The sequence below is a fragment of the Nocardia sp. BMG51109 genome (genome assembly GCF_000526215.1).
Lineage (GTDB): Bacteria > Actinomycetota > Actinomycetes > Mycobacteriales > Mycobacteriaceae > Nocardia.
The window spans coordinates 7,901,135-7,913,653 of sequence record NZ_JAFQ01000004.1 but is presented as its reverse complement, the minus strand read 5'-3'; the positions used below and the strand labels follow the sequence as shown (position 1 = coordinate 7,913,653).

At 71.0% G+C, this 12,519-nt stretch carries 9 protein-coding genes; 8 read left to right on the top strand and 1 reads right to left on the bottom strand.

The window, feature by feature from the left end; translation table 11 throughout:
- Nucleotides 1-338: 338 nt before the first annotated feature.
- The gene (locus D892_RS0137230; protein ID WP_051500068.1) at nt 339-1,883 is read left to right on the top strand and encodes a MiaB/RimO family radical SAM methylthiotransferase; all 1,545 of its coding nucleotides are present in this window, start codon (nt 339-341) and stop codon (nt 1,881-1,883) included.
- Between the two features lie 607 nt (nt 1,884-2,490).
- Complete coding sequence (locus tag D892_RS0137220; protein ID WP_024806123.1) at nt 2,491-3,075, top strand: hypothetical protein; 585 nt, start codon at nt 2,491-2,493, stop codon at nt 3,073-3,075.
- 111 nt (nt 3,076-3,186) lie between these two features.
- Here D892_RS0137220 and D892_RS0137215 read toward each other — a convergent pair whose 3' ends face one another.
- Nucleotides 3,187-4,659 (bottom strand): DUF349 domain-containing protein, encoded by a 1,473-nt coding sequence (locus D892_RS0137215; RefSeq protein WP_024806122.1) that lies wholly within the window; start codon nt 4,657-4,659, stop codon nt 3,187-3,189.
- A 904-nt stretch (nt 4,660-5,563) separates the two neighbouring features.
- On the opposite strand from D892_RS0137215, the gene D892_RS0137205 reads away from it, so the two are divergent.
- From D892_RS0137205 to D892_RS0137180, 6 genes are all read left to right on the top strand, one after another.
- Nucleotides 5,564-6,322, top strand: coding sequence for a hypothetical protein (locus D892_RS0137205; RefSeq protein ID WP_024806120.1), 759 nt, complete (start codon nt 5,564-5,566; stop codon nt 6,320-6,322).
- Nucleotides 6,319-7,242 (top strand): tRNA (adenosine(37)-N6)-dimethylallyltransferase MiaA, encoded by a 924-nt coding sequence (gene miaA / locus D892_RS0137200; RefSeq protein ID WP_024806119.1) that lies wholly within the window; start codon nt 6,319-6,321, stop codon nt 7,240-7,242. The genes D892_RS0137205 and miaA overlap by 4 nt, the downstream gene beginning before the upstream one ends.
- Nucleotides 7,243-7,556: 314 nt before the next feature.
- Complete coding sequence (dapF, locus tag D892_RS0137195) at nt 7,557-8,483, top strand: diaminopimelate epimerase (RefSeq protein ID WP_232236256.1); 927 nt, start codon at nt 7,557-7,559, stop codon at nt 8,481-8,483.
- Nucleotides 8,484-8,608: 125 nt separating this feature from the next.
- A complete protein-coding gene (hflX, locus tag D892_RS0137190; RefSeq protein ID WP_024806117.1) occupies nt 8,609-10,189 on the top strand; it encodes a GTPase HflX in 1,581 nt (526 codons plus the stop codon).
- Between the two features lie 151 nt (nt 10,190-10,340).
- Nucleotides 10,341-11,147 carry a lysophospholipid acyltransferase family protein gene (locus tag D892_RS0137185; RefSeq protein WP_063629992.1) on the top strand — a complete coding sequence of 269 codons (807 nt, stop codon included), beginning with the start codon at nt 10,341-10,343 and terminating at the stop codon, nt 11,145-11,147.
- A gap of 156 nt (nt 11,148-11,303) precedes the next feature.
- Nucleotides 11,304-12,449, top strand: coding sequence for an acyl-CoA dehydrogenase family protein (locus tag D892_RS0137180; protein WP_024806115.1), 1,146 nt, complete (start codon nt 11,304-11,306; stop codon nt 12,447-12,449).
- Nucleotides 12,450-12,519: the final 70 nt, after the last annotated feature.

Sequence of the window (12,519 nt, the reverse complement as noted above, 5' to 3'; positions counted from 1 at the left end):
ACATTCGCGCATGCGTCGCACCGTCGCCTCGCATGCTTAACCGTCACTTGACATTGGTGATTCGCATCACTGCTGCTCCGTCGCAGGTGAGCGCCGCCGCGCCGCCGCTCCGGCCGGCCGCGGGCGGGGCCCCGGGGACGGTTCGACGTCGCGCTTCGGCGGGCCGATACCCTGGACGGGTGAATTCGTCTACGCAGGTTGGAGTGCGTTCTGCCGTCGGCACCGAGCAGGGCTCGCTCACCGGCACCGAGCAGGGCTCGCCAGTCGGCACCGAGCAGGGCTCGCTCACCGGCACCGAGCAGCGGCGGACCTACGAGGTCCGCACGCACGGCTGCCAGATGAACGTGCACGACTCCGAACGGCTGTCGGGCCTGCTCGAGGACGCCGGCTACGTGAAGGCCGCGCCGGGGGCGACCGCCGATCTCGTCGTGTTCAACACCTGTGCGGTACGCGAGAACGCCGACAACAAGCTCTACGGCACGCTCGGGCATCTGGCCCCGATGAAGGCCGAGCGGCCGGGCATGCAGATCGCCGTCGGCGGCTGCCTGGCGCAGAAGGATCGAGACACCGTGGTGCGCAAGGCGCCGTGGGTGGACGTGGTGTTCGGCACGCACAACATCGGCTCGCTGCCGGTGCTGCTGGAGCGGGCCCGGCACAACGAGCAGGCGCAGGTCGAGATCCTGGAGTCGCTGGAGGCGTTCCCCTCGACGCTGCCCGCCAAGCGCGAGTCCGCCTATGCCGGCTGGGTATCGATCTCGGTGGGCTGCAACAACACCTGCACCTTCTGCATCGTCCCGTCGCTGCGCGGCAAGGAGGTCGACCGCCGTCCCGGCGACGTGCTCGCCGAGGTGCGGGCGCTCGTCGACCAGGGCGTACTGGAGGTGACGCTGCTGGGGCAGAACGTGAACTCCTACGGTGTCAATTTCGCCGATCCGGCAGTGTCTTCGGAGGGCTCCGCGGCGGTGTCCTCGGAGGGCTCCGCGCCTGTGTCTTCCGGGCGCTCCGCAGGCTCCGCGCCTGTGGGCCGGGACCGGGGCGCCTTCGCAAAGCTGTTGCGCGCCTGCGGATCCGTCGACGGCCTGGAGCGGGTGCGGTTCACCTCGCCGCATCCGGCGGAGTTCACCGACGATGTGATCGAGGCGATGGCCGAGACGCCGAACGTGTGCCCGCAGCTGCACATGCCGTTGCAGTCCGGATCCGATCGGGTGCTCAAGGCGATGCGCCGCTCCTACCGCAAGGAGCGCTACCTCGGCATCATCGACAAGGTGCGCACCGCCATGCCGCACGCGGCCATCACCACCGACATTATCGTCGGCTTCCCGGGGGAGACCGAGGAGGACTTCCAGGAGACCCTGGACGTGGTGCGGCGGGCCCGGTTCACCAGCGCCTTCACCTTCCAGTACTCGGTGCGTCCCGGCACCCCCGCCGCGACGATGGCCGATCAGGTGCCGAAGGCGGTGGTGCAGGAGCGCTACGACCGGCTGATCGCGCTGCAGGAGCAGATTTCCCTGGAGGCCAACCGGGACCTCGTCGGAACCGAGGTGGAGCTGCTGGTGGCCGAGGGCGCGGGTAAGAAGAATGCCGCCACCGCCCGGATGAGCGGCCGGGCCCGGGACGGCCGGCTGGTGCACTTCCGTCCGCCGTCCGACGCCGCGATCCGCCCCGGCGACATCGTCACCGTCGATATCACCGAGGCCGCACCGCACCACCTGATCGCCGACGGCGGGATCCGCACACACCGCCGCACTCGCGCCGGCGACGCCCACGAGCGCGGCATCATGCCCAAGACCGCCCCGATCGGCGTGGGACTGGGCATTCCGCGCATCGGCGCCCCGGAGCCGGTCGCGGCGGCGTCGGGATGCGATTCCGGTTGCGGCACCTGACTATTCCGATTACCGCAACGCCACCCCGTCATTCCGGTGTGCACCGTACTGCCGTCCCCGTCATTCCGGCGTGCACTGCAACGCCACCCTGTCATTCTGGCGTGCTTGTGGCCGGAATCCCGCAGTTCCTGGCGATGGATCCCGGCCACAAGCACGCCGGGATGACGGCGGGGATGACGAGTGACGTTGCCGCGTAAGGACCCGGGGGCGTCGGACTTCGGCGCCGCGATCGCGGTGTCCGGTGGTCCGGGCGGTACGGGCGCGTGGAGCCGGGGCGGACCCTTCGTGGTGGTTGGGCGGTACGGTCGCGGCCGGGCGTCGTCGGGAACTCCGACGTGCTGTAGTACCGTCGGTGCGGGAAACAGCGACAACTGGTGGTGAGCCGATGCCCGAGCAGAGCGACGATCCGCGGCGCGCGCAGGACGCGTCCGGTAGCTCGAGCGGGGACGACGGCTCCGGGCCCGGCGAGTGGGCAGCGGGCGCCGAGCAGGCCGATCATCAAGCGGCACAGGGCAATCCGGCGACCCGGGACGACGAATCCGGTAGGCGCGAAGGGCACGCCGCAGACCGCGAAGGGCATACCGCAGACGAGGCGCACGAGGAGAATATGAACCCCGCCGAGGCGAAGGAATTCGAGCAGTTCCGTGGCGATCTCGAGGCCGTCGAGCGCAAGATCGCCGGCGAGATCGACCCGGGCGCGCGGGCGATGGTGGTGGCCGGGTCGGTGTTCGTGCTGCTGCTGTCGCTGGTGCTGCCGCATGCCGGCGGCGCGCGCGGACTGGACGTGCTGCTCTACGACGCCGCCGCGCAGGCCGAGCACATCGGGCTGCCGTCGCGGATCTTCGAATGGTTCGTCACGGTGTTCGGCATCGGGTTCTCGTCGCTGGCGCTGGTGACCCGGCGCTGGGTCCTGGCGTGGATCGCGGTGGCCGGTTCGGCGATCGCGAGCGTGTTCGGCGTGCTGTCGATCTGGCATCGCCAGACCCCGGGCCTCGGCAACTATCAGGGCGCGGGTCCGGGGGTCGGCTTGATCCTGGCCACCCTCGCGATCATCGTGCTGACCTTCCACTGGGTCAAAGTGGTGTGGAGTCGCACGGCCGTGCACCTGGAGGCCGAGGAACAACGCCGCCGCGCCGCCGCCGAACAGGAGGAACGCGACCGCCGCCGCTTGCTCGGCGAGGACGAGCCGTAATCGACCGGCTCAGCGGGCGGGCCCCTCGGTCAGCCCGCCTCGTTCAGCGCTACCACCGGGATCGTGCGGGACGTCTCCGCCTCGAGCGGAATGGCCATCGCCCGCCCTTCTTCAGCGGCGGCTGACCGCTCCTTCCGCGGCCTCCGCCCATTCTCGCCACTGTTCCGCCTGGGCGAGGGCCTTTTCCTCGTCCCGGGTGCGGCCGGCCGCGCGGGCCTTGGCGGCCTGCTCCTCGAACTGGGCCACCCGCTCGCGGAACTGCGCGGCGCGGGCCATCGCCTCCGGATCGGTGCGCCGCCACTGCGCGTCGACCGCCTCGCGCACCCGCCGCTCGACCGCGCGCAGCCTGCTCTCCAGCTCCTGCATGCGCTCGCGCGGCACCTTGCCGATGGCGTCCCACCTCTCCTGCAGGTCGCGCAGGGCGGCACGGGCGTTGTCGAGGGCGGCCGAATCCGCGCCGAGCTGCGTCGGGATCTTGTCCTCGTAGCTGCGCAGCAGATCCTCCTTGGCGGCCGCGTTCTGCTCGAATTCGGCGTCGCGCTCGGAGGCGGCGGCGTTGCGGGCGGCGAAGAACACGTCCTGGGCGCTCTTGAACCGCCGCCACAGCTGTTCGTCGGCCTCGCGCGGGGCGCGGCCGGCGGCCTTCCACTCGGTCAGCAGCTCGCGGAACACCGCGGCGGTGCCGCCCCAGTCGGTGGAGTCGGACAGCTCCTCGGCCCGTACGCACAGCTCCTCCTTGCGCGCCTTCGCCGCCGCCCGCTCCCGGTCCAGCTCGGCGAAGTGCGCCCCGCGGCGGCGGTTGAACGACTCGCGCGCCTTCGAGAACCGCCGCCACAGCGCGTCGTCGACCTTGCGGTCCACGCCGCGGATGGTCTTCCACTCGTCGAGGATCTCGCGCAGCCTGTCGCCGGCGGACTTCCACTGGGTGGAGTTCGCGGCGATCTCCTCGGCCTCCGCGCACAGCGACTCCTTGCGCCCGGTCTGCTCGTGGCGGGTGCGCTCCTTCTCCTCCTTGGCGTGCGCGGCGGCCTCGTCGGAGTGCTCGACGATCGCCTGCAGGCGCCGGGCGAGGCCGTCGATATCGCCGATCACCGCCGCCGTCGGCAGCGTCTCGGACAGCGCGAGGGCGGCGGTCTTGGTCTTGCGGGCGTCGGTGCCGGCGGCCAGCCGGGCCTCCAGCAGGGCCACCTCCGTGGCGAGATCGTCGAAGCGGCGGCCGAAGTGGGCCAGGCCCTCGGCGGCGTCGCCGGCCTGCCAGGAGCCGACGACGCGCTCGCCGTCGGCGGTGGTCACCCAGGCCGTACCGTCCTCGTCGACCCGGCCCCACGCGCTCGGATCGCTCACCGTCGGAACCACCACCGGATGCGGATGTTCCTGCGCCGGCCCCGGGGCAGGTTTGGCCGCGTGCGGTTTGGGGGATTCAGGTTTGGGTGCGCCCGGTTTCGGGACACCGGGTCGGCGCTGCGCGGCGCCGGGTTTGGCGGCATCGGCAGGCGTGGGCCGCTTCGCGGCGGAGTTGCTGGACGGCTGCGCCGTGCCGGTGTCCGGGTGGGTGGCCTTCTCGGTTCCACTGTTGTCGGTCATCGCTCCTCGTCCCTGCCGCGCGTCACGGCTGCCTGGTTACGCCCTAGCTCATCCCATTCAACCAGGCAGCCGAAGGATTTGCCGCGTCTTATCGACGGTGGCGCGGTCCGGCCGGTTGCCGCGCGCCCGGGTGCGCGTTACGGTGTTGGGCTCTGCGCGCGCGCCGACGCGGCACCGGCCCCGGTGACGGCCTCGATCCGGGGCGAGAGGGGCCTCGCGCTCGAAGCCATCCGGCGTTTCGACCCGTTTGCGGGAGATGTGCGCGGCCGGCTTCGACGACAGGTCTCCCGCCATCGATTTCACCCGTCTCGCCGGTGCCCGCTCCGCCGTGTCGCCGGTGGCTGCTCCGGACGTGTGCCCGATGTCGTTGTCCGGTCGCGCCGCCGCCGGGTCCTCGCCGCCGAGCCTGCTTGCGTCATCGGTCGGCTTCTGCTCTGTTGCCGGTGATCGACTGTGCCCGAGCGGCCGGTGCCGATTCCGGTCGTGTCGTTACAAGGCCGTACGGCCGTCGCCGCTCGCACCGTTCATGCCCGCTCCGGTCGTGCCTGACGAAGCTGATGGCGGCTGTGCCGTCGGATCCGTTCGTGCCGCCGATGTCCGCTGCGCTCGTGTGGGCGGCTCCGGCTGTGCCGTTATCGGAGTTTGTCGTCGGCACCGTTCGTGCCGCGGGATGTCTGCCGCGGTCATGTGGTCGGAGTTGATCGGGCTCATGTCGTCGCGGGGCTGTGCCGCAGGGCCACTCGTCCCAACGGTATCTGCTGTGCTCGCGCGGGCCGGGTCGGTTCCGGTCGTGTCTTCGTCGGGGCCGTCGGCGGCGTTGTTCGTGCCGTGGGTGGTCTTGTCCCTGCCCTGGGCCGTGGGAGGGATAGGGTGATCGCCGCGCTGGGTCGCTACGGTGGACGGCGTGTTCCGCGCTGCCGTGTTGATCCCCTCGCCACCCGTGCTGGTTCCCGAACTGTGCGGGGGCTCGCCGGTGGTCGATGCCGGGCATCCGGCGGCGCAGGTTCCGGCGCTGCGGGATGCCGTGCTGGCCGCGGGGCGGACGCTGGCGGATGCGGCGCTGCGGTGGACCGTCGTCGGGGTGGGGGAGACCGACCGGGTGATCGGTGCGGACGCGGCCGGAACCTTCCGCGGGTTCGGGGCCGATGTGCCGGTGGCACTGTCGGATTCCGGCGAGCCGTCCCGCGATGCCGACCCCGACCTGCCGCTGGCGGCGCTGATCGGCGCGTGGGTGCGCGGCCGAGTGGCGCCGGCGGCGGTGGCCGATGCCCGGATCGTCGACGTCCGCGCCGACCCGCCGTACTGCGGGGAGGTGGGGGCCGGGCTGCGCCGCGAGCTGGATGCGAGCCCGCAGGACCGCGGGGTACTGGTGGTGGCCGACGGCGCCGCCACGCTCTCGACCAGCGCGCCGGGCTTTCTGGATCCGCGGGCCGAGGGCGTGCAGCGGGAGATCGATCGGGCGCTGGCGGCGGGGGACCGGGATGCGCTGGCCGCCCTGGACGCCCGGTTGTGCGCTGAACTCGAGGTGTCGGGCCGGGCCGCCTTCCAGGTCCTGGCCGGACTGTTCGAATCCGACGATCCGGTCGTCGAAACCCGCTACGCCGCGGCGCCTTTCGGAGTCGGCTACCAGGTGAGCGTGTGGTGGCCCGGAGCGGCGCCGTGACGACGCCGATCGCGGTGGTCGGCCCGACCGCCACCGGGAAGTCCGAGCTGGCACTGGATCTGGCGCAGCGCCTCGACGGCGAGATCGTCAATATCGACGCCATGCAGCTGTACCGCGGCATGGATATCGGGACCGCGAAACTGCCGGTGGCCCAGCGCCGCGGCATCGCGCACCATCAGCTCGATATCCTCGAGGTCACCGAAACCGCCTCGGTCGCCACGTATCAGGACTCGGCCGGCGCCGACGTCGAGGCCATCCTCGCCCGCGGTCGCACGCCGGTGATCGTGGGCGGCTCGATGATGTATGTTCAGGCGCTGCTGGACGGTTGGGAGTTTCCGGCCACCGATCCGCGGGTGCGGGGGAAATGGGAGGCGATGCTGGCCGAGCAGGGCGTGGCGGCGCTGCACGCGGCGCTGCGTGCCGCCGATCCGGAGGCGGCGGCGACCATTCTGCCCACCGACGGGCGGCGGATGGTCCGTGCCCTGGAGGTCGTCGAACTGACCGGGCGGCCGTTCGCCGCGTCCCAGCCGAGGATCGGCGAACCGCGGTGGGGCACGGTCGTTCTCGGCGTCGACCGGGACACCGGCGATCTCGACGCCCGGATCGAGGCGCGCACCGCGGCGATGTTCCGGCAGGGACTCGTCGAGGAGGTGCGCGGGCTCCTCGATCGCGGCCTCCGGGAGGGCCGGACCGCGCGCCGCGCCATCGGCTACGCCCAGGTCCTCGCCTACCTGGACGGCGACTGCGACCTGCCGTACGCCCGGGAACGCACCCTCATCGGCACCCGCCGCTACGTCCGCCGCCAGCGCTCCTGGTTCCGCCGCGACTCGCGCATCCGCTGGGTGGACGGCGCGGATCCGGAGCTGCTGAATTCCGCACTGGCCCAGGTGTTCTCCGCTGCGCCCGAAGCCGAACGGTGAGCCAGGTTCTCGGGACTGCCGCTCTGCGCCGGTCGCGGCCGGATGCCCGTCGGCTGCCGGCGGCTGACCGCGGCGGCCGGGCGTTCCGCCACGGATGGTGGTGACCGCCGAGGCCGCGATGGGCGGCCAGGACCGGTACCCGATCCGGGGAATCGGTACCGGTGGTCGTGTCACGGTCCCGATCGACCCGTCGCTCGGCTCCGGGACGGGTTTCGGCGCACCGGGGTTCTGGTCCGGCGCGCGGGTGGTGTGCGGGGCCCGGTCGGCCGGGCGCTCGTGCGGGAGCCCCGGGGAGGGGCATAGCCTGGGACATCATGGATACGACCGAGCAGACCGAATCGCGGGGTAGCCGGGGCGACATCCCGTTCGCGAAGGGGCACGGCACGCAGAACGACTTCGTGCTGCTACCCGACCCGGAGGCCCGGTTGGAGTTGCCGGTGGAGCGGGTGGCGGCGCTGTGCGATCGGCAGCGGGGGATCGGTGCGGACGGCGTGTTGCGGGTGGCGCGCGCCGGGGCGCTCGTGGCCGGCGGTGTGCTGGCGGGCCTGCCGGAGGGGGTGTCCGCCGACGACTGGTTCATGGACTACCGCAATGCCGACGGGTCGATCGCCGAGATGTGCGGCAACGGGGTGCGGGTGTTCGCGCACTACCTGGTGTCGACGGGGCTGGTCGAGCGCGCCGAGTTCGTGGTGGGCAGCCGCGCCGGGGCGCGTCCGGTCACCGTGCACGCCTACGACGCCGTGCGCGGGGACGTCACCGTCGCCATGGGCCCGGTCCGCCGGCTCGGGGAGTCCACGGCGACGATCGGCGGCCACGCGCTGTCCGGGCTCGGCATCGACGTCGGCAATCCGCATCTGGCCTGCGTGGACCCGGACCTCACCGCCGACGCGCTGGCCAAGCTGGACCTGAGCGTGCCGCCGGGCTTCGATCCGGAGATGTTCCCGCACGGGGCGAATATCGAGATCCTCACCGCGCTGGGTGCGGACGACGCGGTCGATATGCGCGTCTATGAGCGCGGCGTCGGCGAAACCCGTTCGTGCGGAACGGGAACGGTGGCCGCGGCCGCCGCGGCCCTCATGCGCGAGGGCGCCGATCTCGACGCCGGCGGCGGGCAGGTGCGGGTGCGGGTCCCCGGCGGCGCGGTGGTGGTGGGTATCGAGCGGGGAGCCGCCGTCCTGCGCGGCCCGTCGGAAATCGTCGCGTCCGGCCGGTTGGGCGCCGGCTGGTGGTACGACGCCTGATCCGGACCCGATCCCCGGCGGCCGCGGCCCGGCGGGACGTACCCAGCGGTCCTGCCGGTACCCCGATAGTCCTGCGGAATAACTGAGATGCGCTGGCTCGTTGACTCGTGGGATCATGGAGGCGTATGCGGAAATCAGAGACTTACGAGTTCACCCCGATCGAGAACCTCGACGACGAATTCGATGACGACATCGATGTCGGCACCGGTGTTGACACCGACGTCGACACGGACACCGACCCCGGCCGCAACGGCTGGGCTCCCGAACCGACCGTCGGCGAGCTACAACTCGAGGATCGCAGCTCACTGCGCCGTGTCGCGGGGCTGTCCACCGAACTCACCGACATCACCGAGGTCGAGTACCGGCAGCTGCGCTTGGAGCGCGTCGTGCTGGTCGGTGTCTGGACCGACGGCACCGCGGCGCAGGCCGATGCCAGTATGGCCGAACTCGCCGCACTGGCCGAGACGGCCGGCTCGCAGGTGCTGGAGGCGCTGATCCAGCGCCGCGACAAGCCCGACCCGGCCACCTACATCGGCTCCGGTAAGGCCGACGAGCTGCGTGCCGTCGTGCTCGAGACCGGCGCCGACACCGTGATCTGCGACGGCGAGCTGACCCCGGCCCAGCTGACCGCGCTGGAGAAGGTCGTGAAGGTGAAGGTCATCGACCGCACCGCGCTGATCCTCGACATCTTCGCCCAGCACGCCACCTCCCGCGAGGGCAAGGCGCAGGTGTCGCTGGCGCAGATGGAGTACATGCTGCCGCGGCTGCGCGGCTGGGGTGAGTCGATGTCCCGGCAGGCCGGTGGCCGCGCCGGCGGCAGCGGTGGCGGTGTGGGCCTGCGTGGTCCCGGTGAGACCAAGATCGAGACCGATCGCCGTCGGATCCGGGAGCGGATGGCCAAGCTGCGCCGCGAGATCAAGCATATGAAGGTCGCCCGCGACACCAAGCGCGCGCGCCGCACGACCGGCGCCGTCCCGGCGGTGGCGATCGTCGGATACACCAACGCCGGCAAGTCCAGCCTGATGAACGCGCTGACCGGTGCCGGTCTGCTGGTGCAGGACGCGCTGTTCGCGACACTGGATCCGACCACCCGGCGGGCCGCGCTCGAGGACGGGCGCGAGGTGGTGTTCACCGACACCGTCGGATTCGTCCGGCACCTGCCCACCCAGCTGGTCGAGGCGTTCCGGTCGACGCTCGAGGAGGTCACCGGCGCGGACCTGCTGTTGCACGTGGTCGACGGTTCCGACGCGCTGCCGGCCGAGCAGATCAAGGCCGTGCGCGAGGTGGTCACGGATGTGCTGCGGGAGAACGGAGTCCGCGCGGCCGACGGTAGTTCCGCCGGTCCGCATCGCTCCGTCCCGGTGGAACTGCTGGTGGTCAACAAGATCGACGCGCTGGACCCGGCCGGGCTGGCGCATCTGCGCGCCGAACTGCCGCAGGCGGTCTTCGTCTCCGCCCGGACCGGTCAGGGGCTGACGGAACTGCGCGACCGGCTCGCCGGGATCCTCGGCGAACTGGACGTCGAGGTGAGTGTGCTGCTGCCGTACACGCGCGGCGATCTGCTCGCCCGCATCCACGCCGACGGCCGCATCGTCGAGTCCGAGCACGAGGAGGGCGGTACCCGGGTGCGGGCCCGCGTGCCCGCGGCCCTGGCGGCGGTGCTGTCGCGGTACGCGCATGCCGGGACGGCGGGTCTGCCGGGCTGAGTTCCGGGCCGTATGGAGGCAGGGCACATCCGGTGCCGGGCACCCGTTTTCGTTACGATGAGTGGACGGGAACGAGTGGCAGGGGAGGTGTGGTTTGTCCGGAAGTCGTTGTGCCCCAACGGATATCTTGTCCGATGGGGCACCGCTTCGAATGAGCTTGCAGGACAGTGATATTCGCGCGGTGGAGGCATTGACCGCACCGTTACGGGCGTGGACGAGTCCGGTGTTCCACGGCTTCGACGAGATCCCCGCCGAGGGTCCGGTGCTGCTGGTGGGCAACCACAATCTGCTGGGCATCGACACCCCGCTGCTGTGGCCGGAGATCGCGCGTACCCGGGGCAGGCTCGTGCGCGGACTGGCCGAGAACGTACTGATCACCGTGCCCGGGGTGCGGCACGTACTGCACCGGGTCGGCTGCGTGCGCGGCACCCGATCGAACTGCCGCGCGCTGCTGGAGCAGGGCGAGATGGTGCTGGTGTTCCCCGGCGGCGGCCGAGAAGCCGTGCGCCGCAAGGGCGAGAAGTACATGCTGCGGTGGGACGGCCGCACCGGGTTCGCGCGCATGGCGATCGAGACCGGGGCGGCGATCGTGCCGCTGGCGATGATCGGCGCCGACGACGCCTTCGACATCGTGGTCGACGGGCAGCACGTGGCCATGCGACCGCTGCGCACGCTGGTGCGGTCCGTCGGCATCCCGCCGAGCCTCACCCCGCCGCTGGTGGCCGGGCTCGGCCCGACGTGGATTCCGAAACCGGAGCGCTTCTACTATGCCGCCGGCGCGCCGATCGACACCGCGCCGTGGGCCGAGACGGGCGACGTCGAGGTGGCCGCGGCGGAACTGCGGACCGTGGTGCGCAAGGCGCTGGAGGAGGAGTTGACGCTGCTGTTCACCGAGCGCGAGCGCGATCGGGGCCGCACCCTGTGGGGCCGGGCCCGCGGGGCGCTCGGTTGGCCCTGACGTTTACCGGGGTTCAGGTTCTCGACGGCGACGCTATCCGGGTAGGCGGTGCAGTTCCGATCCGTTTCACGGGGTTCGAAGTGAACGATGATTCGACTTCCGGGTACCGTGTGGGGGAGAGGCGATGACGCCGATGTGGTCACTAGGAGGTTGGCGGTGGAGCGCACCCTTTTCGAGCCCGAGCACGACTTGTTCCGGGAGTCGTACCGAAAGTTTCTCCAGCAGTACGTGGAGCCCAAGCACGCGGAGTGGGAGCAGCAGGGCGCCGTCGACCGCGAGGTCTGGCTGGAGGCGGGCAAGCAGGGATTCCTCGGCATGGCGGTGCCGGAGGAGTTCGGCGGCGGGGGAGTGAAGGACTTCCGGTACAACGCGATCGTCACCGAGGAGACCACACTGGGGCAGTACTCGGGGCTGGGGTTCACGCTGCACAACGACGTGATCGCGCCGTATCTGCTGGATCTGGCGAACGAGGAGCAGAAGAAGCGCTGGCTGCCCGGGTTCTGCTCGGGCGAGATCATCACGGCGATCGCGATGACGGAGCCGGGCACGGGCTCGGATCTGCAGGGCATCAAGACCCGTGCGGTGCGTGACGGCGACGACTGGATTCTCAACGGCGCCAAGACCTTCATCACCAACGGCATCAACTCCGACATCGTGATCGTGGTCGCCCAGACCGATCCGGAGAAGGGGGCGATGGGTTTCTCGCTGCTGGTGGTCGAGCGTGGGATGGCCGGTTTCGAGCGCGGCCGCAATCTGGACAAGATCGGCCTGAAGGCGCAGGACACGGCGGAGCTGAGCTTCACCGACGTGCGGGTGCCGGGGAAGAACCTGCTGGGCACCGAGGGGCAGGGTTTCGTGCACCTGATGCAGAACCTGCCGCAGGAGCGGCTGTCGATCGCGGTGGTGGCCGCCGCGGCGATGGCGGGCACCCTGGATCTCACCTGCCAGTACGTGCGCGATCGTAAGGCGTTCGGTAAACCCGTTGGCGCACAGCAGAATACGCGTTTCGTGCTGGCGGAGCTGGCGACCAAGACCACGGCGGTGCGGGTGTTCGTGGATCGGTGTATCGAGCTGCTCAACGAGGAGAAGCTGACCGTCGAGGAGGCCGCCATGGCGAAGTGGTGGAGCACCGAGGAGCAGCTCGACCTCATCAACCGCTGCCTGCAGCTGCACGGCGGTTACGGCTACATGCGCGAGTACCCGATCGCCAAGGCGTACATGGACGCCCGCGTCCAGACGATCTACGGCGGCACCACCGAAATCATGAAGGAGATCATCGGCCGCAGTCTGAAACTCGCCTGATACGAGGCGGTTTCGGGATGTAGGCGCGGCCGGGCGCGGCGCACAGGGTGATTCGTGGACGGTCGGTCGG

Coding starts and splice junctions, on each gene's coding strand:
- hflX (WP_024806117.1), top strand. CDS start 8,609: ATGCGGAAATCAGAGACTTACGAGTTCACCCCGATCGAGAACCTCGAC.
- dapF (WP_232236256.1), top strand. CDS start 7,557: ATGGATACGACCGAGCAGACCGAATCGCGGGGTAGCCGGGGCGACATC.
- D892_RS0137220 (WP_024806123.1), top strand. CDS start 2,491: ATGAACCCCGCCGAGGCGAAGGAATTCGAGCAGTTCCGTGGCGATCTC.
- D892_RS0137215 (WP_024806122.1), bottom strand. CDS start 4,659: ATGACCGACAACAGTGGAACCGAGAAGGCCACCCACCCGGACACCGGC.
- D892_RS0137185 (WP_063629992.1), top strand. CDS start 10,341: ATGAGCTTGCAGGACAGTGATATTCGCGCGGTGGAGGCATTGACCGCA.
- D892_RS0137230 (WP_051500068.1), top strand. CDS start 339: ATGAACGTGCACGACTCCGAACGGCTGTCGGGCCTGCTCGAGGACGCC.